The organism is Streptomyces sp. NPDC007907, from assembly GCF_042959365.1.
Lineage (GTDB): Bacteria > Actinomycetota > Actinomycetes > Streptomycetales > Streptomycetaceae > Streptomyces > Streptomyces indiaensis.
On sequence record NZ_JBIBKR010000001.1, the window covers coordinates 236,208 to 261,217 of the forward strand.

At 70.8% G+C, this 25,010-nt stretch carries 26 protein-coding genes, 1 pseudogene and 1 riboswitch; of the genes and pseudogenes, 9 read left to right on the plus strand and 18 right to left on the minus strand.

Translation table 11 applies throughout. The features are described 5' to 3' along the window. Positions 1-9: 9 nt before the first annotated feature. From ACFZDI_RS01070 to ACFZDI_RS01085, 4 genes are all read right to left on the minus strand, one after another. Positions 10-1,017: a methionine synthase gene (locus ACFZDI_RS01070; protein WP_391246941.1), complete on the minus strand. Its 1,008-nt coding sequence runs from the start codon at positions 1,015-1,017 to the stop codon at positions 10-12. 31 nt (positions 1,018-1,048) lie between these two features. Continuing rightward, on the minus strand, positions 1,049-1,738 hold the full coding sequence (locus ACFZDI_RS01075; RefSeq protein ID WP_234845343.1) for an SDR family oxidoreductase: 690 nt from the start codon (positions 1,736-1,738) through the stop codon (positions 1,049-1,051). A gap of 140 nt (positions 1,739-1,878) precedes the next feature. Further along, the gene (locus ACFZDI_RS01080) at positions 1,879-2,418 is read right to left on the minus strand and encodes a TIGR00730 family Rossman fold protein (RefSeq protein WP_234845344.1); all 540 of its coding nucleotides are present in this window, start codon (positions 2,416-2,418) and stop codon (positions 1,879-1,881) included. Then, positions 2,415-3,218: a methyltransferase gene (locus tag ACFZDI_RS01085; RefSeq protein WP_391246944.1), complete on the minus strand. Its 804-nt coding sequence runs from the start codon at positions 3,216-3,218 to the stop codon at positions 2,415-2,417. The genes ACFZDI_RS01080 and ACFZDI_RS01085 overlap by 4 nt, the downstream gene beginning before the upstream one ends. 81 nt (positions 3,219-3,299) lie before the next feature. Between ACFZDI_RS01085 and ACFZDI_RS01090 the strand changes: the two genes are divergently transcribed. Both ACFZDI_RS01090 and ACFZDI_RS01095 read left to right on the plus strand, forming a co-directional pair. Next, positions 3,300-3,623 (plus strand): DUF427 domain-containing protein, encoded by a 324-nt coding sequence (locus tag ACFZDI_RS01090; RefSeq protein ID WP_234845346.1) that lies wholly within the window; start codon positions 3,300-3,302, stop codon positions 3,621-3,623. A 61-nt stretch (positions 3,624-3,684) separates the two neighbouring features. Beyond that, positions 3,685-4,467 carry an alpha/beta fold hydrolase gene (locus tag ACFZDI_RS01095; RefSeq protein WP_391246946.1) on the plus strand — a complete coding sequence of 261 codons (783 nt, stop codon included), beginning with the start codon at positions 3,685-3,687 and terminating at the stop codon, positions 4,465-4,467. A 57-nt stretch (positions 4,468-4,524) separates the two neighbouring features. On the opposite strand, the gene mnmA is transcribed toward ACFZDI_RS01095, so the two are convergent. Beyond that, entirely contained in the window at positions 4,525-5,655 is a 1,131-nt protein-coding gene (gene mnmA, locus ACFZDI_RS01100) for a tRNA 2-thiouridine(34) synthase MnmA (protein ID WP_234845348.1), read from the minus strand. Between the two features lie 59 nt (positions 5,656-5,714). Between mnmA and ACFZDI_RS01105 the strand changes: the two genes are divergently transcribed. Next, the gene (locus ACFZDI_RS01105; RefSeq protein WP_361118965.1) at positions 5,715-6,380 is read left to right on the plus strand and encodes a peptidoglycan recognition family protein; all 666 of its coding nucleotides are present in this window, start codon (positions 5,715-5,717) and stop codon (positions 6,378-6,380) included. A 27-nt stretch (positions 6,381-6,407) separates the two neighbouring features. Here ACFZDI_RS01105 and ACFZDI_RS01110 read toward each other — a convergent pair whose 3' ends face one another. From ACFZDI_RS01110 to ACFZDI_RS01120, 3 genes are all read right to left on the minus strand, one after another. Further along, on the minus strand, positions 6,408-7,577 hold the full coding sequence (locus tag ACFZDI_RS01110) for a cysteine desulfurase family protein (protein WP_234845350.1): 1,170 nt from the start codon (positions 7,575-7,577) through the stop codon (positions 6,408-6,410). 140 nt (positions 7,578-7,717) lie between these two features. Then, positions 7,718-7,984, minus strand: coding sequence for a DUF4190 domain-containing protein (locus tag ACFZDI_RS01115; protein WP_234845351.1), 267 nt, complete (start codon positions 7,982-7,984; stop codon positions 7,718-7,720). A 44-nt stretch (positions 7,985-8,028) separates the two neighbouring features. After that, on the minus strand, positions 8,029-8,193 hold the full coding sequence (locus ACFZDI_RS01120; RefSeq protein ID WP_031103608.1) for a hypothetical protein: 165 nt from the start codon (positions 8,191-8,193) through the stop codon (positions 8,029-8,031). 115 nt (positions 8,194-8,308) lie between these two features. Here ACFZDI_RS01120 and ACFZDI_RS01125 point away from each other — a divergent pair, with 115 nt between their 5' ends. After that, on the plus strand, positions 8,309-8,947 hold the full coding sequence (locus ACFZDI_RS01125) for a TetR family transcriptional regulator (RefSeq protein ID WP_391246949.1): 639 nt from the start codon (positions 8,309-8,311) through the stop codon (positions 8,945-8,947). Positions 8,948-9,113: 166 nt separating this feature from the next. On the opposite strand, the gene ACFZDI_RS01130 is transcribed toward ACFZDI_RS01125, so the two are convergent. After that, positions 9,114-9,974, minus strand: coding sequence for an acyl-CoA thioesterase domain-containing protein (locus ACFZDI_RS01130; RefSeq protein WP_391246951.1), 861 nt, complete (start codon positions 9,972-9,974; stop codon positions 9,114-9,116). Positions 9,975-10,059: 85 nt separating this feature from the next. On the opposite strand from ACFZDI_RS01130, the pseudogene ACFZDI_RS01135 reads away from it, so the two are divergent. Continuing rightward, positions 10,060-10,371: pseudogene (locus ACFZDI_RS01135) on the plus strand (esterase); the annotation flags it as partial. On the opposite strand, the gene ACFZDI_RS01140 reads toward ACFZDI_RS01135, so the two are convergent. The 9 genes from ACFZDI_RS01140 to ACFZDI_RS01180 all read right to left on the minus strand — a co-directional run bounded on the left by ACFZDI_RS01140 (position 10,262) and on the right by ACFZDI_RS01180 (position 19,976). Beyond that, positions 10,262-10,936 (minus strand): trimeric intracellular cation channel family protein, encoded by a 675-nt coding sequence (locus ACFZDI_RS01140; protein WP_234845354.1) that lies wholly within the window; start codon positions 10,934-10,936, stop codon positions 10,262-10,264. The pseudogene ACFZDI_RS01135 and the gene ACFZDI_RS01140 sit on opposite strands and share 110 nt — an antisense overlap. Positions 10,937-11,000: 64 nt before the next feature. Continuing rightward, positions 11,001-12,161: an ABC transporter ATP-binding protein gene (locus tag ACFZDI_RS01145; RefSeq protein ID WP_234845355.1), complete on the minus strand. Its 1,161-nt coding sequence runs from the start codon at positions 12,159-12,161 to the stop codon at positions 11,001-11,003. Next, positions 12,158-13,240, minus strand: a complete 1,083-nt coding sequence (locus ACFZDI_RS01150) for an ABC transporter ATP-binding protein (protein ID WP_234845356.1) — start codon at positions 13,238-13,240, stop codon at positions 12,158-12,160. The genes ACFZDI_RS01145 and ACFZDI_RS01150 overlap by 4 nt, the downstream gene beginning before the upstream one ends. Next, positions 13,237-14,247 (minus strand): ABC transporter permease, encoded by a 1,011-nt coding sequence (locus ACFZDI_RS01155; protein ID WP_234845357.1) that lies wholly within the window; start codon positions 14,245-14,247, stop codon positions 13,237-13,239. Before ACFZDI_RS01155 ends, ACFZDI_RS01150 begins: the two co-directional genes overlap by 4 nt. A gap of 91 nt (positions 14,248-14,338) precedes the next feature. Further along, complete coding sequence (locus ACFZDI_RS01160) at positions 14,339-16,102, minus strand: ABC transporter substrate-binding protein (protein ID WP_234845358.1); 1,764 nt, start codon at positions 16,100-16,102, stop codon at positions 14,339-14,341. A gap of 8 nt (positions 16,103-16,110) precedes the next feature. Next, positions 16,111-17,109 (minus strand): ABC transporter permease, encoded by a 999-nt coding sequence (locus ACFZDI_RS01165; protein ID WP_234845359.1) that lies wholly within the window; start codon positions 17,107-17,109, stop codon positions 16,111-16,113. 343 nt (positions 17,110-17,452) lie between these two features. Next, a complete protein-coding gene (locus tag ACFZDI_RS01170; protein WP_391246954.1) occupies positions 17,453-18,253 on the minus strand; it encodes an enhanced serine sensitivity protein SseB C-terminal domain-containing protein in 801 nt (266 codons plus the stop codon). A 160-nt stretch (positions 18,254-18,413) separates the two neighbouring features. Next, positions 18,414-19,202 (minus strand): enhanced serine sensitivity protein SseB C-terminal domain-containing protein, encoded by a 789-nt coding sequence (locus tag ACFZDI_RS01175; RefSeq protein WP_391246956.1) that lies wholly within the window; start codon positions 19,200-19,202, stop codon positions 18,414-18,416. A gap of 42 nt (positions 19,203-19,244) precedes the next feature. Continuing rightward, positions 19,245-19,976, minus strand: coding sequence for an AAA family ATPase (locus ACFZDI_RS01180; protein WP_234845362.1), 732 nt, complete (start codon positions 19,974-19,976; stop codon positions 19,245-19,247). 222 nt (positions 19,977-20,198) lie between these two features. Beyond that, positions 20,199-20,298, plus strand: a riboswitch (glycine riboswitch). 108 nt (positions 20,299-20,406) lie between these two features. Between ACFZDI_RS01180 and gcvT the strand changes: the two genes are divergently transcribed. The 4 genes from gcvT (at position 20,407) to ACFZDI_RS01200 (ending at position 24,786) form a co-directional block, all read left to right on the plus strand. Continuing rightward, positions 20,407-21,576 carry a glycine cleavage system aminomethyltransferase GcvT gene (gcvT, locus tag ACFZDI_RS01185; RefSeq protein WP_268838674.1) on the plus strand — a complete coding sequence of 390 codons (1,170 nt, stop codon included), beginning with the start codon at positions 20,407-20,409 and terminating at the stop codon, positions 21,574-21,576. 103 nt (positions 21,577-21,679) lie between these two features. After that, the gene (gene gcvH / locus ACFZDI_RS01190) at positions 21,680-22,057 is read left to right on the plus strand and encodes a glycine cleavage system protein GcvH (protein WP_234845364.1); all 378 of its coding nucleotides are present in this window, start codon (positions 21,680-21,682) and stop codon (positions 22,055-22,057) included. Between the two features lie 9 nt (positions 22,058-22,066). Next, on the plus strand, positions 22,067-23,329 hold the full coding sequence (gene glyA, locus ACFZDI_RS01195) for a serine hydroxymethyltransferase (RefSeq protein WP_234845365.1): 1,263 nt from the start codon (positions 22,067-22,069) through the stop codon (positions 23,327-23,329). An 89-nt stretch (positions 23,330-23,418) separates the two neighbouring features. Further along, a complete protein-coding gene (locus ACFZDI_RS01200; protein WP_234845366.1) occupies positions 23,419-24,786 on the plus strand; it encodes an L-serine ammonia-lyase in 1,368 nt (455 codons plus the stop codon). The last annotated feature ends 224 nt before the right edge of the window (positions 24,787-25,010 follow it).

The following is a 25,010-nucleotide window of genomic DNA, read 5'->3' on the forward strand; positions in this document are numbered from 1 at the left end:
GTCCTCCCGTTACTCTGGGTTGTCCGCGAGGGATCTCGCCGCCCGGGCGCACTGCGCGAGAGCCCTGCGCGCGTACCCCGGGGAGACCCCCGCGAGTCCGCACGCCGGGGTGACCGTGACCGCCTCCGCGAGAAGCCCCGGAGACAGCCCCAGCCTGCGCCACAGCGTCCTGACACCCATGACGCTACCGGCAGGGTCTGACAATGGGCCCTCCGCGGACGGCACGACGCCGGTGAAGAGCCGGGTGCCGGCCTCCACGGCCTCCCCGATCGCCTCGTCGTCACGCTCGGTGAGCAGGGAGAAGTCGAACGAGACGGCGGCCGCCCCGGCCCGGCGCAGCAGGGCGAACGGCACGTCGGGAGCGCAGGAGTGGACCACGACCGGGCCCGCCTCGTGCACGCCGACGAGGTCGCGCAGCGTCTGCTCGACGATCTGCCGGTCGACGGCCCGGTGGGTGCGGTAGCCGCTGGCGGTCTTGACCTGGCCGCGCAGGACGGCGGTCAGGGACGGCTCGTCGAGCTGGAGGACGAGCTGCGCGCCGGGGATCCGCCGCCGCACCTCGGCGAGGTGCAGTCGCAGCCCCTCGGCGAGGGAGGCAGCGAGGTCGCGGCAGGCTCCGGGATCGGAGAGGGCGGCCTCACCGTTGCGCAGCTCCAGGTGGGCCGCGAGGGTCCAGGGACCGACGGCCTGGACCTTCAGCGGGCCCTCGTACTCCTGGGTGAACTCCTCCAGCGCGTCGAGGTCCTCGCCGAGCCAGGAGCGCGCCCGTTTGGTGTCCCGGCCCGGCCGGTCCCCGAGCCGCCAGCCGCTGGGCTCCACGCGCGCGTACAGCTCGACCAGCAGGCCGGCGGTCCGGCCGATCATGTCCGCGCCGGGCCCCCGGGCGGGCAGTTCGGGCATGAAGGGGAAGTCCTCGAAGGTGCCGGTGACGGTCTTGGCGGCCTCTCGGGCGTCACCGCCCGGCATGGACCCCACGCCGGTGGCCGCGCCGAACCTGAACTGGCTGTTTTCGCTCACCGGAGAAGCCTACGCAGGGGGCTTGCCGGGGTCAGCTCCCCGGGCGCACCGTCAGGTCGTTGACCTCCGCGTCGCGCGGCAGGTCCAGGGCCATGACGACCGTCGTGGCGACCGACTCCGGGTCGATCCACCGCGTGGCGTCGTAGTCCTTGCCCTCCTGCTGGTGGACCTTGGCCTGCATGGGGCTGGCCGTGCGGCCCGGGTAGACCGAGGTGACGCGGACGCCGTTGCCGTGCTCCTCGTGACGCAGGGAGTCGGCGAGAGCCTTCAGGCCGTGCTTGGAGGCGGCGTAGGCGGACCAGTCGGCGTGGGCGTTGAGGCCGGCGCCGGAGTTGACGAAGAGCACGTGTCCGCGGGCGGCGCGCAGTTGCGGCAGGAAGTGGCGGGTCAGCTCGGCGGGGGCGATCAGGTTGACGTTGAGCTGGTGGCGCCAGGTCTTCGGGGTGAGTTCGCCGACCGGGCCGAGGTCGACGACGCCGGCGATGTGCAGCAGCGAGTCCACGCGGTCGGGCAGCGACTGGTGGGAGAAGGCCCAGGACAGCCTGTCGGGGTCCGCGAGGTCGCCGACGAGGGTCCGCGACCCGGGGAACTCGGCCGCCAGTTCCCTGGCGCGGCCGGCGTCGCGCGCGTGCAGCACGAGTTCGTCCCCGCGCGCGTGGAGGCGGCGGGCCACGGCCGCGCCGATGCCGGAGCCGGCTCCGGTGATCACATGAGTAGCCATGCCCGCCATGCTCGCATCAGGGCCGGGCCACGCGAGCCCCGGCACTCCCGCCCGCCCGGGGCGACGCGCGCCCGCCACGGCCGGCCCCTCGGGCCTGTGCGACGCCCTGGCTCTCCTCTCCCGCAAGCACCGGCACGGGCCTACTCGATGCCCTGGCTCTCCTCCAGGTACGCCAGTGCCCCCACCGGCTCCTCGGCGAAGAAGACCAGGTCGGTGAGCGGCCGGGGCAGGAATCCCTCGCTGTCCATGCGGCGGAACTGCTCCTTCAGGCCGTCGTAGAAGCCCGCGGTGTTGAGCAGCACCACCGGCTTGTCGGTGTGCCCGTGCTTCTTCAGCTCCAGGATCTCGGTCGCCTCGTCGAGCGTGCCGGTGCCGCCGACCATGACGACCACGGCGTCGGCCTTCTCCAGGAGCAGCTTCTTGCGCTCGGCGAGGTCCTTGGCGACGATCATCTCGTCGACGCCCGGGCGGGCCTTGGCCGCGAGGAACTGCACGGAGACGCCGGCCAGCCGGCCGCCCGCCTCCTGCACCCCGTCGGCGACCACCTTCATGAGGCCGACGTCGGAGCCGCCCCAGACGAGCGTGTGGCCGCCCTTGCCCAGCAGTTCGGCGAACTCCCGCGCGGGGCGGGTGTAGCGCTCGTCGAGGTCGGCGGCGGACAGGAAGACGCAGATGTTCATGAGCCCACCGTACGGGCCCGGTCCACCGTCGCAGTGACCCGCATCTTCGACTGCCGGTGCGGCAGGCGCTCCCAGTCGTCCATGAAGCGGGCGTCCAGGCCGTGCCGCGCGGCGAGGTCGGTGAGGGTCCGCGTCCGGTAGTAGAAGTCCTCGTGCAGGACCTGGTGCTCCTCCCCCTCGGTCCGGTCGAAGGTGAAGTCGAAGAAGCCGCCCGGCGCGAGGATCCGGCCGACGTGGGCGAAGCACTCCTCGATGACGTGCAGCGGCGAGTGCGAGAAGACGCTGTGCGCGTGCACGACGTCGAAGTGCGCGTCCGGCAGGAAGGCGAAGGTGAGGTCGTCGGCGAGCGCCAGGTAGGGCAGTTTGGGCTGGAGCTTCTCGGCCACGAGGGTGTCCTGCGCGGCGAGCAGGATGTGCGGCGAGATGTCGATGCCGTAGTAGTGCCCGGTGTCGAGGTGGTCGATGAACAGCCGTCCGGCGCGCAGGTTGCCGCAGCCGATCTCCAGCATGCGGTGGTGCGGCAGCAGACCGTGGCCCACCAGGTAGTCGAACTGCATGCGGCCGATGCGTTCCCACTGTTCGCGCGAGGGGTTGTGGCCGACCGCCGCCTCGGTGCTGCGGGCCGCGTCCGAGGCCATCACGGCCCGGTAGTAGGCGATGTGGTCGGGGTGGCGCAGCCGCAGCCAGGCGTCCCGCAGCGTGCGCCGGGCGTGCGCGGGCACCCGGTCCGGGTGCCGCAGGGCGTACCGGACCTGGTGGAGCAGTCGGGAGCGGTTTCCGGCCGGTTCCGTGGCGCGCATGGGAGCCTCCTGGCGCGAGGGAAGAACTCCGCTTCAGCCTGCGCTGTAGCGGAGGAGTCGGCTACCCGAGGAGGGGCGATCGTGACGACAGGGCATCGCATCACCATCGAGCGGAGCGGCAGGCGCGTGCGCGTGGTGCACGGCGGTCAGGTGCTGGCGGACAGCGACCGGTCGCTGGTCCTGCGTGAGACGGGCTGTCCCGAGCGCTACTACATCCCGCCCGAGGACGTGCGCACGGACCTGCTGACGCCGTCCGGCACACAGACGTACTGCCCGTTCAAGGGCACCGCCTCCTACTGGTCGCGGCCGGACGCGGCGGACCTCGTCTGGGCGTATCCGGATCCCAAGCCGGACGTCGCCGAGATCAGGGACCACCTGTGCTTCTACGAGGTGGAAGTGTTCTGATCGGCGGACGCGCCGCCCGCCTCATCGATGAACACCGCGCCGTGCGGCAGTCTGCATGAGCATGGACAAGAAGACCCTTTCGCGTGACGGCACCCGCATCGCCTACGAGAGCACCGGACGCGGCCCCGCGGTCGTCCTGGTGAGCGGCGCGATGTCGACGGGCGGCACGCTGGCGCCGCTGGCCGTGTCGCTCTCGGAGCGTTTCCAGGCCGTGGTGTACGACCGCCGGGGCCGCGGCGCCAGCGGTGACACCGCGCCGTACGCCGTGGAGCGTGAGGTCGAGGACCTGGCCGCGGTGATCGAGGCGGTGGGCGGCGAGGCGCTCCTGTACGGCACCTCCTCCGGCGGGGCCCTGGCGCTCGAGGCGGCGGCGAGCGGGCTGCCGGTGCGGCGGGTGGCCGTCTACGAGACGCCGTTCGCGATGTCGGAGGAGGGCGCCAAGGAGCGTGCGCAGTACACCGGGCGGCTGGCGGAGGCGCTCGGTGAGGGGCGGCGCGGGGACGCCGTCGAGCTGTTCCTGCGGCTGACGGGCCTGGCCGAGGGAGTGATCCAGGGCGCCCGCCAGTCCCCCATGTGGGCGGGCATGGAGGCGATGGCCCCGAGCCTCGCCTACGACGACGCCGTCATGCGCGACGGCCGCGTCCCCCGCTCCCGGCTGGGCTCGGTCGGCGTTCCCGTCCTGGCGGTGGCGGGCGACGCGAGCCCCGAGTGGCTGCGCGAGGCGGCCCGGGCGATCGCGGAATCGGTCCCCCAGGGCGCGTACCGCACACTCCAGGGGCAGACGCACATGGTCGAGCCGGATGTGCTGGCGCCCGTGCTCATGGAGTTCTTCGGGCGGGGGTGAGTCGCGGGGCGCGGGACCACGCGCGCGTGGAGCCCGCCCCCCGGATCCCCAGCAGGATCAGGCCACGCCCGCCGTCACCCGGACCGTCGACGCGATCGTCGCCGAGCCCACCACGCGCGTGCCGTCGTACAGGACGATCGCCTGGCCGGGGGCGACGCCGCGGACGGGCTCGGTGAAGGTGACCTCCAGGGAGCCGTCGACGACCTCGGCGCTCACCTCGGTCTCCCCGCCGTGGGCGCGCAGCTGGGCCGTGTAGGTGCCGGGGCCGACGGGGGCCGCGCCGCACCAGCGGGGCTTGACGGCTGTGAGGGCGCTGACGTCCAGGGCGGCCGCCGGGCCGACGGTCACCGTGTTGTCCACGGGCGAGATGTCGAGGACGTAGCGCGGCTTGCCGTCGGGGGCGGGGGTGCCGATGCGCAGTCCCTTGCGCTGGCCGATCGTGAAACCGTACGCCCCCTCGTGCGTGCCGATCTTGGTGCCGGACTCGTCGACGATGTCGCCCTCGGAGCGGCCGAGCCGGTTCGCGAGGAAGCCCTGGGTGTCGCCGTCGGCGATGAAGCAGATGTCGTGCGAGTCGGGCTTCTTGGCCACGGCCAGGCCCCTGCGCTCGGCCTCCGCGCGGATCTCGTCCTTGGTGGTGACGGTGTCGCCGAGCGGGAACATCGCGTGGGCGAGCTGCCGGTCGTCGAGCACGCCGAGGACGTACGACTGGTCCTTGGCCATGTCGGAGGCGCGGTGCAGCTCGCGGGTGCCGTCCTCGCGGACGATCACCTGGGCGTAGTGGCCCGTGCAGACGGCGTCGAAGCCGAGCGCGAGCGCCTTGTCGAGGAGCGCGGCGAACTTGATCTTCTCGTTGCAGCGCAGGCAGGGGTTGGGGGTGCGGCCGGCCTCGTACTCGGCGACGAAGTCCTCGACGACGTCCTCGCGGAAGCGGTCCGCGAGGTCCCACACGTAGAACGGGATGCCGATGACATCCGCGGCGCGGCGGGCGTCACGCGAGTCCTCGATGGTGCAGCAGCCCCGCGCGCCGGTCCGGAAGGATTGGGGGTTGGCGGAGAGCGCGAGGTGGACGCCGGTCACGTCGTGGCCCGCTTCGGCCGCACGGGCGGCGGCGACGGCGGAGTCGACTCCGCCGGACATGGCGGCCAGGACGCGGAGGGGGCGGGGGCGCTGCGGGGTCTCAGTCATAACCCTTCCAGGGTACGGGGCGCGGGAACCGGGGCCGCCGGGTATCCGTTGTCGATCACATGGGACAGGGGAAGGCTTCGAAGGACGGTGACCGCAAGGTCGGCCGCCGCGCGCTGCTGATCGGCGGCACGGCGGCCGCGGCGGGCACCGCCCTGCTCGCCCGGGACGAGCTGGCGCGTCTGTGGTGGCGCACTCCGGGCGTGGAGAAGCCGCGCAAGGAGGGCGAGGTCGACTACGCGGGCGCGCGCTGGGTGGCGGCCTCGGAGGCGAACTGGCGCCGTGCGGACCGCCCCGACGACTACGGCATCGACATGGTCGTGGTCCATGTCACCCAGGGAAGCTTCGACAGCGCGGTGAAGGCCTTCCAGGACCCGGGCCACCGGGCGGCGGCGCACTACATCGTCGGGCAGGACGGGCACGTGGCCCAGATGATCCGCGAGCTGGACGTTGCGTACCACGCGGGCAACCGCGACTACAACGAACGCAGCGTCGGCATCGAGCACGAGGGCTTCGTGGACCGCCCGCAGGACTTCACGGACGAGATGTACGAGGCCTCGGCGCGTCTCACGGCCCGGATCTGCGCCCGCTACGACATACCCGTGGACCGCGAGCACATCGTCGGTCACGTGGAGGTCCCGGGCACCGACCACACGGACCCGGGGCGGCACTGGGACTGGGACAAGTACCTGCGCCTGATACGCCGGGCGCGTACGGGCCCGGCCTGAGCTCCGGGGTACGCCGGCGAGGGGTCCTTACGTCAGTCCCGCCGCCCGCGCCCGTTCCACCGCCGGGCCGATGGCCTTGGCCAGGGCCTCGACGTCGGCCTCGGTGGAGGTGTGGCCGAGGGAGAAGCGCAGGGTGCCGCGCGCCAGGTCGGGGTCGGTGCCGGTGGCGAGGAGGACGTGGCTCGGCTGGGCGACGCCGGCGGTGCAGGCGGAGCCGGTCGAGCACTCGATGCCCTGGGCGTCGAGCAGGAGCAGCAGGGAGTCGCCCTCGCAGCCGGGGAAGGTGAAGTGCGCGTTGGCCGGGAGGCGTCCGGCCGGGTCCGGGTCACCGCCGAGGATCGCGTCCGGCACGGCCGAGCGGACGGCGGTGACGAGGGCGTCGCGCAGGGCGCCGATCTCCGCGGCGAACCACGCGCGTTGCTCGGCGGCCAGCCGTCCGGCGACAGCGAAGGAGGCGATGGCGGGCACGTCGAGGGTGCCGGAGCGCACGTGCCGCTCCTGGCCGCCGCCGTGTAGTACGGGGACGGGGGTGTGCTCACGGCCCAGGATCAGCGCGCCGATGCCGTAGGGGCCGCCGATCTTGTGGCCCGAGACCGTCATCGCGGCGAGGCCGGAGGCGCCGAAGTCGACGGGGATCTGGCCGAAGGCCTGGACGGCGTCCGCGTGCAGCGGGACTCCGAACTCGGCTGCCGCGTCGGCGAGTTCACGGACGGGGAGGATGGTCCCGATCTCGTTGTTCGCCCACATGACGGTGGCGAGGGCCACGTCGTCGGGGTTGCGGGCGATCGCCTCGCGCAGCGCGTCCGGATGGACCCGGCCGTGAGGGTCGACCGGCAGGTACTCGACGGTGGCGCCCTCGTGTTCGCCGAGCCAGTGCACGGCGTCGAGGACCGCGTGGTGCTCGACGGGGCTGGCAAGGACTCGGGTGCGGGCCGGGTCGGCGTCGCGGCGTGACCAGTACAGGCCCTTGACGGCGAGGTTGTCGGCCTCCGTGCCGCCCGAGGTGAAGACGACCTCGCTGGGGCGGGCGCCGAGGGCCTCGGCGAGGGTCTCGCGGGCCTCCTCGACGGTGCGGCGGGCCTGCCTGCCGGATGCGTGGAGGGAGGACGCGTTGCCGGTGGCACCCAGCTGGGCGGTGAACGCCTCAACCGCCTCCGGGAGCATCGGGGTGGTCGCGGCGTGGTCGAGGTAAGCCATGGTGAGCCCGATTCTACGGCTCTCTTTCGACCGGCCTCAGAGCTGGGCAGGCCGAACGTGGACCGCTCTCCGGCGCGGCGACGGCCCGTCGTCCTAGGGCCCGGCCGCGGCGTACCGGCGGACGGCTGTCCGACGGCGGCTCAGAAGCTCCAGGAGATCGTGCTGTCGAACTGCATGAAGGCCGCGAGGACGACCAGGTCGGCGACACCCAGGCCCAGGCCCAGCAGTGCGCGGCCGCGGCGTTCGGTACCGCGCCACAGGGCGACGCTCGCCAGCACGATGGCGATCGGGCCGAGGAAGAGGTTGAGCACGAGCAGGCCGAGGAGGCCGAGGATGAAGGACGCGACGGCCATGCCGTCGGTGTCACGGATACCGGTGCGGCGCGAGGCCGGAGCGGTGAGCTGCATGGTGATCGACTCCTGAGGTCGGATCGGGACAGGGGTGGTCGGGGTCAGTGGGCCTGGGTGTGGCGACGGCGGCCGCGCTCGCGGAGCGCGAAGATGCCGAGCCAGACGGCGATGACGGCACCGACAGCGACGGAGAAAGTGAGCGGTGCGTGGGCCACGGTGCCCAGGACGACGCCCAGCAGCAGAAGTGCGGCGACGATGAACAGCACGGGAACAACCCCCAGGGTTTCGGTGAACGATTGTGGTTACAGTTGTTCACTGACTTCCCAGTCTAACGCCTCCCATGACTTCCCAATTCCAGAGAACAGTTGTTAACTGCATGGTATGAGTCACACCCTCGGCATCCGTCAGGCCCAGAAGCAGAAGACCCGGCAGGCACTCCTCGACGCCGCCCTCGGGCTACTGGAGGAGCAGAGCCTGAGCAGCCTGGGACTGCGCGAGGTCACCCGCGCCGTCGGTGTCGCCCCGACCGCCTTCTACCGCCACTTCCGCTCCACGGCGGACCTGGGCGTGGCCCTGGTCGAGGAGGCGCTGGGCAGCCTGCACCCGATGATCCGGACGACGGTGTCCACGACGGGCGACCACGAGGAACGCATCGCGCGCACCATCGAGTTGATCGCCCGTCACGTCGACGGGTACCCCGCCCATGTCCGTTTCATCGCCCGTGAACGACATGGCGGAGTTCAGCCGGTTCGGGAGGCGATACGGGAGCAACTGGCCCGGTTCGCCCAGGAGGTCAAGGACGAGCTGGCCAAGGACCCGGTGTCCGCGGGCTGGAGCGGGGACGACCTGCTGATGCTCGCCCATCTCTACGTCGACCAGATGCTGAGCACGGCGTCGCTGTTCCTGGAGGCCCTGGAGGGGCCGGAGGAGGAGCGCCCGGCCCGCACCGGGCACGTCACAGAGCTGGCGACCCGCCAGATGCGGCTGATCGGGCTCGGGCGCCGTCATTGGCTGGATTGACCCCCCGGCAACACACAGGGGCGGCGCGCCCGTTCCCGGGACACGCCGCCCTCACCATGCCCCGGGGTGGGCCCGGGCCGGCTTGCCTGCGCCGCCTGTGCGCAATCCAGTGCCGCCCAGATCCCCCTCGGGGCCGCCCCGCGAACCGCTTGTCAGCGGGCGGGGTTCAGGCCAGTCGGACCCGCGCCAGCTGCCTGGACTGTGCGACCAGCCGGTCCGCGCTGTCCCACACTTCGGCGTCCTCCTCCAGGAAGCCGCCGGCGAGATTGCGTGTGGCGATCGACACCCGCAGCGGGCCCGGCGCCGGGCGGCAGCGGACGTGCACGGTCAGCTCGACGGTCGGCACCCAGCCCTTCACACCGAGCTCGAACGCGGTGGGCGGCAGGGCGTCGACCGCGAGCAGCAGGGAGAGCGGGTCGGGATCGCGCCCGTCCTTGAGCCCGAACCAGGCTCGCATCTCGCCCTTGCCGGAGGGCTGCCCGAGGGCCCAGCCGAGGGTGGACGGGTCGAGCTTGAGCATCAGGCGCTCGGTGATCGCCGAGCTGCCGTCGACGGGGGTGGGCCCGTCCTCCGGGCCGAAGCAGTGCTCCATCGGCGGGATCGCGGGCGGCCGGGCCGAGGTGCGGACGTCGTCGGGCAGGGCGTCCAGGTCGCCGTAGGAGGCGAGGACGCGGATGCGTTCCACCTCGCGGCCCTCGTCGTCGTACTGGAAGAGGGAGGCCTGGCCGGTCGACAGGGTGCGGCCGGTGCGGACGACGTCCGTGCGGACGACCGCCGGGCCGGGCTGGGACGCGGTCAGGTAGTGCGCCGAGATCGTGAAGGGGTCGGCGTGCGGCAGGGCGTCCGCGAGGGCTCGGCCGAGGACGGCCAGCAGATAGCCGCCGTTGACGGCGCTGATGATCGTCCAGCCGACGGAGAGGTCGATGTCGTAGACGCCGGGCGCGCGGCGGGTGAGCGCGGTGTCGCGGTCGAACTCGCTGTCGCCGATCGAGGCCCGGGCGGCCGGGGCGGTGGCTGCTTCTGGCATGACTGAACAGTACAAGAACTAACTACTAAGCGGTAGCTTTGCGCCTCCGGCCTCGGCCGCCGCGGGGTGCAGGTCGCCCGAGTCGCCGCGGATCCCGTTGTACCTCTCGGGCCGGCCGCACGACGGCTACGAGGACGCCGTGGCCCTGGAGCAGACCGCCGAGGCGCCGACGACCGTGCACGTCGTCTCCGTCCCGAAGAGCGCGGGCGGCCACACCATGGCGCTGCGGCGGCCGCAGGTGGTCCCGGCGTTCCGGTGGCTGACCCAGGAGACGGGCGTCGGGCCCCTCACGGCAGGACGGGCTGCTCCTCCTCGCTCACCGTCGACCGCCGGTGCCAGGCCCGCGGAGCTCGCCAGTGGTACCGCATCGCGAGCAGCCGCAGTACGAAGGCGGTGATCACCGCGAGGGAGCTGGTGAGCGGGTTCAGGGCGTCGTAGCGGATGCACAGGGCGGCCAGGGCGGAGCCGACGATCGCCGGGACCGCGTACAGGTCGCGGTCCCAGCGCAGCAGCGAGGGCACCTCGTTGGCGAGCACGTCCCGCAGCACACCGCCGCCCACGGCGGTGGTCAGGCCGAGCCCGGCCGAGGCGGTCAGGCCGAGCCCGTACTCGTAGGCCTTGGTCGTGCCGGCGACGCAGAACAGGCCGAGGCCGGCCGCGTCGAAGACGTTCACCGCGACCTGGATGCGCTCCACCTGCGGGTGCAGGAAGAAGACGAGCAGGGTGGCGAGCAGCGGGGTGAGGAAGTACCCCAGGTCCGTGAACGCGGCCGGCGGCACGGCCCCGATGACCAGGTCGCGGAACAGCCCCCCGCCCAGCGCGGTGACCTCGGCGAGCACGGCCATGCCGAACACGTCGAAGTTCTTGCGCACGGCCAGCAGGGCGCCGGAGATCGCGAAGACGAAGATGCCGATCAGGTCGAGCGTGTGCTGGACGGACGGGCTGAAGAGTTGCAGGAGCACCCGCACATTTTCACCCACGGGTGAGCCCCCGCCCCGATGTACGAGGGCGGGGGCTCGGGATGACTCACTTCCCGGCGGTCGCGGCGTCGCCGCCCGTGGACTTCTCCACGCCGTTCTCGGCGGCCACCTCGTGCGCCGAGGACAGCAGCTTGGTGTCCTGCGGCTGCTGGTCCTCGAAGTTCTCCGGGTGGTGGCAGGCAACCTGCTGCCCGGCCCGCAGCTCCTTGAGCGGCGGCTCGGTCGTCTTGCAGATCTCCGTCGCCTTCCAGCAGCGGGTGTGGAAACGGCAACCGCTCGGCGGGGCGATCGGCGAGGGCACGTCGCCCTTGAGCAGGATGCGCTCGCTCTTGACGCCCCGGCGCTTGGGGTCCGGGATCGGCACGGCCGACAGCAGGGCCTTGGAGTACGGGTGCATCGGCGACGTGTACAGCTGGTCGCGCTCGGCCAGCTCCACGATCTTGCCGAGGTACATGACCGCGATCCGGTCCGAGACGTGCCGGACGACCGACAGGTCGTGCGCGATGATCACATACGTCAGGCCCAGCTCCTGCTGGAGGTCGTCCAGCAGGTTCACCACCTGCGCCTGGATCGACACGTCCAGCGCGGAGACCGGCTCGTCCGCCACGACCAGCTTGGGGTTGAGCGCGAGCGCGCGGGCGATGCCGATGCGCTGGCGCTGACCGCCGGAGAACTCGTGCGGGTAGCGGTTGTAGTGCTCGGGGTTGAGGCCGACCACCGACAGCAGCCGCTGGACCTCCTTCTTCACCCCGCCCTCGGGCTCGACGCCCTGGAGCCGGAAGGGGGCGCTGACGATCGTGCCGATCGTGTGGCGGGGGTTCAGCGAGGAGTACGGGTCCTGGAAGATCATCTGCACGTCGCGGCGCATGGGGCGCAGCTCGCCGGTCTTCAGGTGCGTGATGTCCTTGCCCTCGAACTGGACCGAACCGCCGGTCGGTTCGAGCAGCCGGGTGATCAGCCGGCCCATGGTGGACTTGCCGCAGCCCGACTCACCGACGACGCCGAGCGTCTCGCCCTTGCGCACCTCGAAGTCGATGCCGTCGACGGCACGCACCGCGCCGGTCTGCCGCTGGAGCAGGCCCTTGCGGATCGGGAAGTGCTTCTGAAGGCCGGTCACCTTCAGCAGGACCTCGCCGTCGGCGGTGGTGCCCTGGGTGAGGGTGCTCCCGCTGGTGTCCGGTGTGCTCACCGTTTTGTCGTCGCTCACAGCTTCGGCGCAATCTCTTCGGTCCAGATACGCTCCCGCTGCTCCTGCGTCATGTGGCAGGCGGCCCAGTGCGAGCCGCCGACCTCGGTCAGCTCGGGGCGGACCGTGCGGGTGACGTTGTCCTTCGGGATGTCCGCGTACGGGCAGCGCGGGTGGAAGGCGCAGCCGGACGGGAGGTTGATGAGGGAGGGCGGCGCGCCCTTGATCGGGATGAGCCGGTCGGTCTCCTCGCGGTCCAGACGCGGCATCGAGCCGAGCAGGCCCCAGGTGTAGGGATGCCGGGGCTCGGAGAACACGTCCTCGGCGGGGCCGCGCTCCACGCACCGGCCGCCGTACATGACCAGCAGATCGTCGGCCATCTCGGCAACCACACCCAGGTCGTGGGTGATCATGATGACCGCGGAGCCGAACTCCTTCTGCAGGTCCCGGATCAGGTCGAGGATCTGCGCCTGCACGGTGACGTCCAGGGCGGTGGTCGGCTCGTCCGCGATGAGCAGCTCGGGGTTGTTCACCAGCGACATGGCGATCATGGCGCGCTGGCGCATACCGCCGGAGAACTCGTGCGGGTAGCCGTCGACACGCTTGCCGGGCTCGGGGATGCCGACCCGGTCGAGCATCTCGATCGCCCGCTGCCTGGCGACCTTCTTGCTGACGTCGTGGTGGACCCGGTACGCCTCGACGATCTGGTGCCCCACCGAGTAGTAGGGGTGCATCGCCGACAGCGGATCCTGGAAGATCATGGCCATCTTCCGGCCCCGCAGCCGCCGTACGTCGTCGGGGTCGGCCGCGATGAGCTCCTGGCCGTCCAGCCAGACCTCGCCGGAGACCTTGGCGCGCGCCGAGCGGTGCAGGCCCATCACGCCGAGCGAGGTGACCGACTTGCCGGAGCCGGACTCGCCCACGATGCCCAGGGTCTTGCCCTTGCGCACGTCGAAGCTGACGCCGTCGACGGACTTGACCAGGCCGTCGTCGGTGTCGAAGTGGATGCGCAGATCACGGACGGACAGGAACACGTCGTCCGGTACGGACGGGGCGGTGGTGTCCGGTTCGCCGAGCGCGGCTTTGTCGAGCTTGCTCACGAGTACCTCACCCGGGGGTCGATGGCGGCGTACACCAGGTCGACGATCAGATTGCAGAAGACGATGAAGAACGCGGCGACCAGGGTCACGCCCATCACGATGGGCAGGTCGTTGTCCTTGATGGCCTGGACCGAGTAGGCGCCGATGCCCTGGAGGGAGAACACGGTCTCGGTGAGCACCGCGGTGCCGACCAGGGTGCCGAAGTCCATGCCGAAGATGGTGACGATCGGGGTGAGCGCGGAGCGCAGGCCGTGCTTGGCCACGACCGTGGTCTCCTTCAGACCCTTGGCCCTGGCCGTTCTGATGTAGTCCTCGCTCATCGTCTCCAGCATGCCCGCCCGGGTGAGCCGGGCGTAGAGGGCGGAGAAGAGGAACGCGAGGCTGATCCAGGGCAGCATCAGGTGCCAGGCCCATTCGGCCGGGTTGTCCGTGAACGGGACGTAGTCGATGCTCTCCCAGATGGGGATCTCGTAGACGAACAGCGCCAGCAGGATCTGGCCGGTGAAGAAGATCGGGAGCGAGACGCCGGCGAGCGCGATGAACATGGCGAAACGGTCGATCGGCTTGCCCTTGCGCAGGGCCGAGATGACACCGGTCGTGACACCGGTGATCAGCCAGATCACCGCCGCACCGACGGCCAGCGAGAAGGAGACCGGGATCCGCTGCTGCAACTGCGGCCACACCTCGATGTGGCTCTTGAAGGAGTACCCGAAGCAGGGTGCGCTGCAGTGCGTCGCGTCGGGGCCGAACTTGTAGTCGGCGCCCACCACGAGGCCCTTGATGAACTCCCAGTACTGGACGTAGACCGGCTGGTCCAGACCCAGGTTCTGCTTGATCGCGGCGACGGATGCGGGGTTCGCGTCCTTGCCGACGTACTGGGTGGCCAACTGGTCGGCCGTCTGCCCCCCGAGGCGGGGGACCAGGAAGAAGATGGCGAAGGTGACTGCGCTGACCACCAGCAGCAACAGCACTGCGCCCATGACGCGTCGGAGGATGTACGCAGCCACAGCTGTACGGCCCCGGGTGGCCGCGGCGGGATCGTCCGCCGCGGCCACCCGGTGCCTTCACCTGCCTTTCGAAAGGATCCGGCCTGCTGAATTACTTCGAGGAGCTCATCAGCAGGTAGTCGTACATGCCGAGGTAGGCCTGCGTGACGGTGACGTTCTGCGCGGACGTCGGCCGGAGCAGCAGGTTCTTGCGGTAGACCAGCGGGACGACCGAGGCGTTGTCGAGCACCATCTTGTCGATCTCACCCCAGGCCTTGGTGCGGGCCGCGTCGTCGGTGTTGGCGATCGCGTCCGTCAGGGCCTTGTTGATCTTCGGGTCGTCCAGCTCCATCAGGTTGTTGCCGCCGGAGGGCTTGATGGCGGCACCGTTGACGATCTGGTCGAGGAAGCCGTAGCCGGTCGGCCAGTCGGCGCCCCACGCCATCGAGAGCATGCCGAGCTTGTTGTCGTGGACGTAGCTCGGGACACCGGCGAAGTTCGAGAAGTACTTGCCGGAGGGGAACTGCTTGATCTCGATGTTGATGCCGATCTTCTTCAGCGACGCCTGGATGGCGGTCGCCGCGGCAACCTCGGCGGGGCGGTCGGAGCGCGCCGTCAGGATCGTGTTGAAGCCGTTCGGCTTGCCGCACGCCTTCAGGGCTTCCTTGGCCTTGGCCACGTCACCCTTGTGACCGTCGGTCGCGTAGGTGTCGAACTTGGTGTAGCCGTTCACCGACGGCGGCAGCAGCGTGGTCGCCACGTCGCCCTTCGGGGAACCGCCCATGGCGTCGAGCACCGACTGCTTGTCGAGGCCCCACTGCACGGCCTTGCGGCAGTCGGCGTTGTCGAACGGCTTCACGTTCACGTTGAGCGCGATGTACTGCGTGGCGCCCGCGTAGGAGCTGTCGGTCTGGTTGGCGTACTTGCCGCGCAGCACCTTCGGCTGGGTCTGCGGCTGCACACCGGTGCCGGCCGCGTCAGCCGTGATCTTGTCGGACAGCAGGTTGTTGTCGACCGTGACCGGGTTGACCTTGAACTTGATCGTGATCTTGTCCGGCAGGGCCTTGCGGATCGGGTCCGTCTTGGCGTCCCACTGCTTGTTGCGCACGAGGGTGGCGCCGCGGCCCTCCTCGTAGGACTGGAACTGGTACGGGCCGGTGGACTGGATCGCCTGGACGTACTTGGCACCGGTGTCCTTCGCCTGCGGCACGGGGGCCGTCTGCGAGAAGGTCGCCAGGTAGTCGAAGTCGGCGAACGGCTGCTTCAGCTTGAAGACGATCGTCCGGTCGTCCGGCGTCTCGATGGACTTGATGCCCTCGGCGGACTTGTCCTTGTAGGGGCCCTTGTACTTGTCGCCGCCCTCCAGGTACGACTTGAAGTACGTCGGGCCGTTGGACAGCGCCTCGGGCGCGAAGTTGGAGCGCTCGATGGCGTACTTCACGTCCTTGGACGTCACCGGGGTGCCGTCCTGGAACTTCACACCGGCACGCAGCTTGTACGTCCAGGTCTTGGCGTCCGGGCTGGACTTGCCGAGCCCCTCCGCGAGGTCCGGCACGACCTCCAGGCCGGCCTTGCCCGCCGCCGGCTTGAACGTGGTGAGCGTCCGGCCGTAGAGGCGGGAGAAGTTCTGGACCCAGCCGTAGTACGTGTTGCCCGGGTCGAGGGAGTCCGGGACGTCCGAGTGCTCGTACGTGACCGTTCCTCCCTTCTTGTCGGACGCGTTGACGATCGAGTTCAGCGCGGCGTCCTTCTTGCCGTTGCCTCCCCCGTCGTTGTCGTCGCCTCCGCCGCACGCGGCGGCACCCAGCGACAGTGCCAGGACCGACGCAACGCCGGCGGTCACCCTTCTCGTCTTCACCTGAGGAAGCCCCCTCATTCGATGGATCACTTGCTGCGAGGGTCGAGGGCGTCACGCAGCCCGTCACCCAGCAGGTTGAAGGCCAGGACGGTGATGAAGATCGCCAGTCCGGGCACGAACATGTACTGCGGATCAGCCGTGTAGAGATCCACAGCGTTGCTGAGCATGCCGCCCCAGGAAGCCTGCGGCGGAGCGATACCGACGCCGAGGAAGCTCAGCGCGGCCTCGAACAGGATGTTCGTCGGAATGATCAGCGTCGCGTAGACGAGGATCGGTGCGACGAGGTTCGGGAGGAGCTCCCGGAACAGGACGTACGGGCCGCGTGCCCCGAGGCTCGTGGACGCCTCGATGAACTCCCGCTTGCGCAGGGTCATCGTCTGGGCGCGCACGATGCGGCCGATGTACGGCCAGCTGAAGAAGCCGATCACGAAGATCAGCACGCAGATGCGCAGCGACAGGCCTTCGAGGCCGAAGAACCCGTCCTGCACGGAGGCGGAGATCGAGATGGCGAACAGCAGGAGCGGGAAGGCCAGGAAGGTGTCCATCAGCCTGCTGATCACACTGTCGATCCAGCCGCCGTAGTACCCGGCGACGACACCGAGCACGGTGCCGAGGCACACGGACAGCAGCGTGGCGCCGCCCGCGACCAGGAGGGAGACCCAGGAGCCGTCGATGATGCGGGCGAGCATGTCACGGCCGTACTGGGGGTCCACGCCCAGCGGGTGGTCCCAGCTCATGCCTCCCCAGCCGCCCTTGGGGGCGAGCAGCGCGGGGTCGATGAGGTCCTGGTTGAACTTGTTGGGATCGAGGTTGAAGATCCACTGGATCGGCTTGGAGAACACCGCCATCAGCGTGAGCAGGATGACGACGACGCCTCCCGCCATCGCCACCTTGTCCCGCTTGAAGCGCATCCAGGCGATCTGGGTGAGCGAGCGCCCTTCGATCTGGCTCTTCTTGACCCCGGAGAGCACGGCCTCGGGCTGTGCTCCGGCTTCCGCCCCGGTGGTCTCGATCGGTGCGGTCACGGTGCGATTGACCCCTCTCGGGCCGGCGGTCGCCGAGCCCCTGGTGCCGCTGTAGCGGTTTTGTTTGTCTCGTACACGAGACCGACCCGGCCCGTGTCTTGCGGGGAGTCTTCAACGCTTTGGCGATCTGTTGCCAGACTTGGCGGTGAAAGGATGCGTAAACGTGATGCTGTCTGCGGGGTTCCGTTATCCGGACAACGGGTAACAGGGGTCGGACACCCCAGGACAAGGGCATTTTAGGACAAGCTCTAACTTTTCACCCGCATCTACGCGCGCAGAGCTGAGCAATCGTCGCGTTACGGGGAGGGTGCGGAGGAGGCCGCCGGGGGCGACTTCCAGCCGGTCAGTACCGGCCCTGGGCCGGAGGGTAGCCGTAGCCGGAGGCGGGCGCCTGGACCGGGGCGGTGGCATGGGCCTCGCGGTCGTAGAACGGGCGGGCCTTCGCGCGCAGCCACATGACGACCGGGTCGTGCTCGTCGGACATGGCGACGGTCGACACGGGCAGCCCGTCCGGTACGGCTCCGAGAGACTGCTGCATCATCGCGCGCACCGAATCCACGGCCTGCGGCGAGGTGTCGTACACGTCCAGTCCGATGGCGAGATACGGCGCTCCCAGCGCGGGCTGCACCCAGGCGCGGCGCAGCGAGCGGACGGCCGGGGTGCGGTGGGCGTTCTGCGCGAGCAGGGCGTAGAACTGCGGGATCTCGATGGCCGGTTCGGACAGGCGCAGGGGTCCGGCGGGCTGACGGTCCAGGCCCGTGGCGATCCGGCGCAGGTCGAGCCAGGGGATGCCGACCCCGCCGCCCGGGGCGTGCGGGTTGAGCCAGAGGCCGTAGTGGTCGGGGTAGAGGGCACGGGCGACGTCGAGTCCGTCGATCACCTCGTACGAGCGGTTCCAGCCGCTGGCGGAGAGCTCCTGGGCGGAGGTCACGCAGGGCGCGTAGCCGTGGCCGTCGACGTCCATGTTCCCGTACTGGGCGTCGGGCGAGCCGGCCTGACCCTGCCACAGGAGCATCCAGATCTGGCCGGTGTGCGGGGTCGCGAGCGCGCGCAGGAGTGCCTCGTAGGCGTCGTAGCGCCCGGGCGTGACCTGGCGCAGCATGTGCTCGACCTGTCCGGCCGCAGCCGTGCCGCTCGCGCTCACCTTTACCGCCCCTTCGTACAACGCCTCGACGGTGCCCTAGCTTAAGCCCGCAGGGGAGCCGGGGGATTATGCCGTCGGGCGGGGGCGGGTCGTGTGTGGTTGACCACGCCCACGCGGCGGAGCCGCTGATGTCACAGCCCCGCGCCCCGGGGGCGACTGCCTACCGCTGGTAGAAGGGCCGGACCCTCTCCCGCATCCAGTTGCCCACCGGGTCCTCCGTCACGTCGAGGAGCACCAGGTTCACCGGCCAGGGGGCCGGGGCCGTGGTGACGGCACGGGTGAGGGCGTCCAGGGGGAGGACGCGCAGGTCGCCCTCCCACTGGGAGAGTTCGACGCCGACGAACATCACCGGGTCGGCGGTCTCGATCGCGGCGAGGCAGCGGCGGGCGGTGACGACGACGCCGGTCGCCTCGAACTCGGCCGAGGCGGCGGCCAGGAAGTCCAGCGGGTCGTCCTGCCAGTCGGGCTCGAAGAGGCGGACCCGGCCGCCGCTCGCGGGGCCGTCCAGCGGGGTGCGGCCGGCCCGGCACAGCTCGGCCACGGCGGGCGGCGGGAGCGGGATGCCGACCACACCGCCCGGGTTGACGGCTATCCCCGCGTGCGGGGGCAGGCCGCGGGCGAACTCCACCGCGGGCGCGATGGTGTACGACATGTGCGAGCCGGCGACCTGGCGGAACTGCTCCTCGGAGCTGAACACCGGTACGAACGCCTGGCCGTCGATCTCGATGCCGGGCAGGTCGAGGGGACCGCTGTGCGGGCCGCCGCCGTTGGGCAGCGGGATCCAGACGAAGCTCCGGCCCAGCACCTCGACGATCCGCCCGCCGGCCGCCGGTCCGGCGCCGAGGCAGGCCGAGAGCACCTCCTCCAGCTCGTTGCCGGGCCAGCCACCGTGCGGGTGGGTCTGCGTGTGCGCCGGGAAGTCCGCGGAGAAGTCCGCCGGGATGTCCATCTGCCTACCGCCTGCCTGGAACCACTGCTGTGGCTCAAAAGGCTAACGGCTGACGGACTGCGGGCGGCATGGGTGATGCCGGCTCGTGGACGCGGGCGCGGTTCCACCCGTGAAGCCGATGCTGTGGAGACTGTCCGCGGCGTCCCGGTCGGCCAGGACGGCCGAACCGCAGCCCGCCGGGAGATCACCGCGCTCCACCGCCCGCAGCAGGCGGGTGCTCGCCGCGCGGTGGCGCAGGAACGCGTAGCGCGAGACACCGCGGCCGCGGTCGCGCTGACCGGCCAGGGCCTGTTCGGGCGTGACGTCGAGGAGGAGCAGGTGCAGGGTGCCGCCGCGGCGGCGGGCCTCGCGGGCGAGCCAGCGGCGGACCCAGGCCTGGGTGCCGCAGTCGTGCACCACGACGCCCTCGCCCGTGCGCAGGGCGCGGCGCAGTCCGGCGTAGTGGGCGAGGCGGACGAGCGGCCGGTAGAGCGCGTACGGCAGGGCGCGCGGCATGCGGCGGGCCCAGCGGTCACGGGTGTCCTGGGAGTCGATGCGCCGGCCCGGCACGGTGCGCCGCATCAGGGTGGACTTGCCGCTGCCGGGCAGGCCCGTGACCACGACGAGGTCGCGGGGGCCGAACAGCAGCGCGCGCGGCCCGCGGCCGGCGCGGTCGCGCAGATCGCGGACGACCGGTGCCGGTGCCGGCACCGGAGCGCCGGCCGCCCGGGCCGGAGCGGCCGGCTGCTCGGGCAGCGCGATGCCCGTCGTCGCGTACGCGGTGGTCCTGTTCACCGTGATCGTCCTCCCCTGGGGCCAGGTACGGAGTCCCATCCCCGCCGAGTGTAAAGAGAAGGTAATGCCGCTGGCCTCTCCATTTCGTGCTCGTCCTGCAACAGGGCTGCTACAGGACGCCGTGCCCGGCGCGTGGGACTCGTGCACTCCCTGGGAAAGGTCCCCCTGCCGCGCCGGAAGGATGCGTGCAATGATGTGCGCGCCAACTGCATACCGGCCGTTTGAATCCGCGCGGGAGAGTTCCCAGCACCGCAAGAGCTGGGGCGCCGAAGGAGCAAGTCCCTCCCTTGAATCTCTCAGGCCCCGTTACCGCGCGGGCGAGGCACATCTGAAAAGCGGGCCACCTCCTCCGCACGCGAGGCGTGGCCCCACCCAAGGTGCAAGCCGTGTCCCGAGTGGTCATGGCGAACCTCTCAGGTTCCGATGACAGATGGGGAGGAACGACCTCGCCCGTCATTGCCCTGGGAGACGACCGACTGTGAGCAGTACAGGAGAACTCCGTCACACCGCGCTCGATGCCCTGCATCGCTCGCTCGGCGCGACGATGACCGACTTCGCCGGCTGGGACATGCCCCTGCGCTACGGCTCCGAGCGCGACGAGCACACCGCCGTGCGCACCAAGGCCGGACTCTTCGACCTCTCCCATATGGGCGAGATCACCGTCACCGGCCCGCAGGCCGCCGCCCTGCTGGACTTCGCCCTGGTGGGCAACATCGGCGGGGTGAAGCCGGGCCGCGCCCGCTACACCATGATCTGCCGGGCCGACGGCGGCATCCTCGACGACCTGATCGTCTACCGGCTGGGCGAGACCGAGTACATGGTGGTCGCCAACGCCTCCAACGCCCAGGTGGTGCTGGACGCGCTGACCGAGCGCGCCGCCGGTTTCGACGCCGAGGTGCGCGACGACCGGGACGCCTACGCGCTGATCGCCGTGCAGGGCCCGGAGTCGCCCGGGATCCTGAAGTCCCTCACCGACGCCGACCTCGACGGCCTGAAGTACTACGCCGGGCTGCCCGGCACGGTCGCGGGCGTCCCGGCCCTGATCGCCCGCACCGGCTACACCGGCGAGGACGGCTTCGAGCTGTTCGTGAAGCCCGAGCACGCCGTCGAGCTGTGGCAGGCGCTGACCAAGGCCGGCGAGGGCGTCGGCCTCGTCCCGTGCGGGCTGTCCTGCCGCGACACGCTGCGCCTGGAGGCGGGCATGCCGCTGTACGGGCACGAGCTGACCACTTCCCTCACCCCCTTCGACGCCGGGCTCGGCCGCGTGGTGAAGTTCGAGAAGGAAGGCGACTTCGTGGGGCGCGAGGCCCTGCGCGAGGCCGCCGCCCGCGCCGAGCAGAACCCGCCGCGCGTCCTGGTCGGACTCGTCGCCGAGGGCCGCCGCGTCCCGCGCGCCGGGTACACGGTCGTCGCCGGCGGCGAGGTGATCGGCGAGGTCACCTCCGGCGCCCCCTCCCCCACCCTCGGCAAGCCGATCGCGATGGCGTACGTCGACGCCGCGCACGCCGCGCCCGGCACGGCCGGCGTGGGCGTGGACATCCGGGGCAGTCACGAGCCGTACGAGGTCGTGGCGCTGCCGTTCTACAAGCGCCAGAAGTAGACACTGGCCGAAGGGCCGCGGCAGCGACCCCGTGCCCGTCGTCCCAGCTCACCAGCAGTCCCCCCTTCCACAGCACTCCCGCGCGTACAGGAGAATCCAGGCCATGAGCAACCCCAACGAGCTGCGCTACAGCAAGGAGCACGAGTGGCTGTCGGCCGCCGAGGACGGCGTGTCGACGGTCGGCATCACGGAGCACGCGGCCAACGCGCTCGGCGATGTCGTGTTCGTCCAGCTTCCCGAGGTCGGTGACTCCGTGTCCGCCGGCGAGACCTGCGGCGAGCTGGAGTCGACCAAGTCGGTGTCCGACCTGTACTCCCCGGTCTCCGGTGAGGTCACCGAGGTCAACGAGGACGTCGTGAACGACCCGTCGCTGGTGAACTCGGCCCCCTTCGAGGGCGGCTGGCTGTTCAAGGTGCGGGTGACGGACGAGCCGGGCGACCTGCTCTCCGCCGACGAGTACACCGCGTTCTCCGCGGGCTGAGGGAGTCGTATGTCCGCCCTGAACACACCCCTGCACGAGCTCGACCCGGCCGTCGCCGCGGCGGTCGACGCCGAGCTGCACCGCCAGCAGTCCACGCTCGAGATGATCGCCTCGGAGAACTTCGCCCCGGTCGCGGTCATGGAGGCGCAGGGCTCGGTCCTCACCAACAAGTACGCCGAGGGCTACCCGGGCCGCCGCTACTACGGCGGCTGCGAGCACGTCGACGTGGTCGAGCAGATCGCGATCGACCGCATCAAGGAGCTGTTCGGCGCCGAGCACGCCAACGTGCAGCCGCACTCCGGTGCCCAGGCCAACGCGGCCGCGATGTTCGCGCTGCTCAAGCCGGGCGACACCATCATGGGTCTGAACCTCGCGCACGGCGGGCACCTGACCCACGGCATGAAGATCAACTTTTCCGGCAAGCTCTACGACGTCGTCGCCTACCACGTGGGCGAGGACGGCCGGGTGGACATGGCCGAGGTCGAGCGGCTGGCCAAGGAGTCCAAGCCGAAGCTGATCGTCGCCGGCTGGTCGGCCTACCCGCGCCGGCTGGACTTCGCCGCGTTCCGCCGGATCGCGGACGAGGTCGGCGCGTACCTGATGGTCGACATGGCCCACTTCGCCGGGCTCGTGGCGGCGGGGCTGCACCCCAACCCGGTGCCGCACGCGCACGTGGTCACCACCACGACCCACAAGACCCTCGGCGGCCCGCGCGGCGGTGTGATCCTCTCCACGGCCGAACTGGCCAAGAAGATCAACTCCGCTGTCTTCCCCGGTCAGCAGGGCGGCCCGCTGGAGCATGTGATCGCCGCCAAGGCGGTCGCCTTCAAGGTCGCCGCCTCGGAGGACTTCAAGGAGCGCCAGCGCCGTACGCTGGAGGGTGCCCGCATCCTGGCCGAGCGTCTGGTCAAGGACGACGTCCGGGCCGTGGGCGTGGACGTCCTGTCCGGCGGCACGGACGTGCACCTGGTCCTGGTCGACCTGCGCGACTCCGAGCTGGACGGGCAGCAGGCCGAGGACCGGCTCCACGAGATCGGCATCACCGTCAACCGCAACGCGATCCCGAACGACCCGCGGCCGCCGATGGTGACGTCCGGTCTGCGGATCGGCACGCCGGCCCTGGCGACCCGCGGGTTCCAGGCCGAGGACTTCGCGGAGGTCGCGGACGTCATCGCCGAGGCGCTGAAGCCGTCCTTCGACGCGGAGGCCCTCAAGGCCCGGGTGAAGGCCCTTGCCGACAGGCACCCGCTGTACCCGGGTCTGAACAAGTAAAGAAGAAACCTTTCGGGTGCCGCCGCCCGTCACGAGCGGGCGCGGCACCCACCCCCCTCTGCACCACCCCCGTAGTCAGGAGTTCCCCCGTGGCCATCTCGGTCTTCGACCTGTTCTCGATCGGCATCGGCCCGTCCAGCTCCCACACCGTCGGCCCGATGCGGGCGGCCGGCCTCTTCGTCCGGCGGCTGCGCAACGAGGAGCTCCTGAGGTCCGTCGCCTCGGTCCGTGCGGAGCTGTACGGCTCGCTCGGCGCGACCGGGCACGGCCACGGCACGCCCAAGGCGGTGCTGCTCGGCCTGGAGGGCGACTCGCCGCGGACGGTCGACGTGTCGAGCGCGGACGAACGGGTGGAGGCGATCAAGTCCGGCGGCCGGCTGAACCTGCTCGGCGAGCACGAGATCGCGTTCTCCTTCGACGACGACATGGTCCTGCACCGCCGCAAGGCCCTGCCGTACCACGCGAACGGCATGACGTTGTGGGCGTACGACGCCTCGGGCGCGGAGCTGCTGACGAAGACGTACTACTCGGTGGGCGGCGGGTTCGTCGTCGACGAGGACGCGGTCGGCGCGGACCGCATCAAGCTCGACGACACCGTGCTGAAGTACCCCTTCCGCACCGGTGACGAGCTGCTGCGCCTGACCGAGGAGACGGGTCTGTCCATCTCCGCGCTGATGCTGGAGAACGAGCGGGCCTGGCGCACCGAGGAGGAGATCCGCGCTGGCCTGCTGGAGATCTGGCAGGTGATGCGGGACTGCGTGGCGCGCGGACTGTCCCAGGAGGGCATCCTGCCGGGCGGCCTCAAGGTGCGCCGCCGGGCCGCCAACACCGCGCGCAAGCTGCGCTCCGAGGGCGACCCGCTGGCCTTGGCCATGGAGTGGATCACCCTGTACGCGATGGCGGTCAACGAGGAGAACGCCGCCGGCGGCCGGGTCGTCACCGCCCCCACGAACGGCGCCGCCGGCATCATCCCGGCGGTCCTGCACTACTACGTCAACTTCGTGCCCGGCGCCGACGAGGAGGGCGTGGTCCGCTTCCTGCTCGCCGCGGGCGCGATCGGCATGCTCTTCAAGGAGAACGCGTCCATCTCCGGCGCCGAGGTCGGCTGCCAGGGCGAGGTCGGCTCCGCCTGCTCCATGGCCGCGGGCGCCCTGGCCGAGGTCCTCGGCGGCTCGCCCGAGCAGGTCGAGAACGCCGCGGAGATCGGCATGGAGCACAACCTCGGCCTGACCTGCGACCCGGTCGGCGGGCTGGTGCAGATCCCCTGCATCGAGCGCAACGGCATGGCCGCGGTCAAGGCCGTCACGGCCGCCCGCATGGCGATGCGCGGCGACGGGTCCCACAAGGTGTCCCTGGACAAGGTCATCAAGACGATGAAGGACACCGGCGCGGACATGTCGGTGAAGTACAAGGAGACGGCCCGGGGCGGGCTGGCGGTGAACATCATCGAGTGCTGAACCGTCCCGCCTGGGCTACTCACATGGGGATCCGGAGAAACCGAAAGGCGAGATGCCTGACATCGTCGCAGTGACCGTGAGACCCGGCATCTCGTACCGCGTCAGTTCGATCCTCTCCCTCGACTCCGGTGAGGCCGCCTCCGTCACCGGCGCGCCCGCTTCCCCGGTCACCTCCTCCGCCTCCTGAATCCGCCCTTCGTGCACGAGCGCCGGGTGCGAGCCGC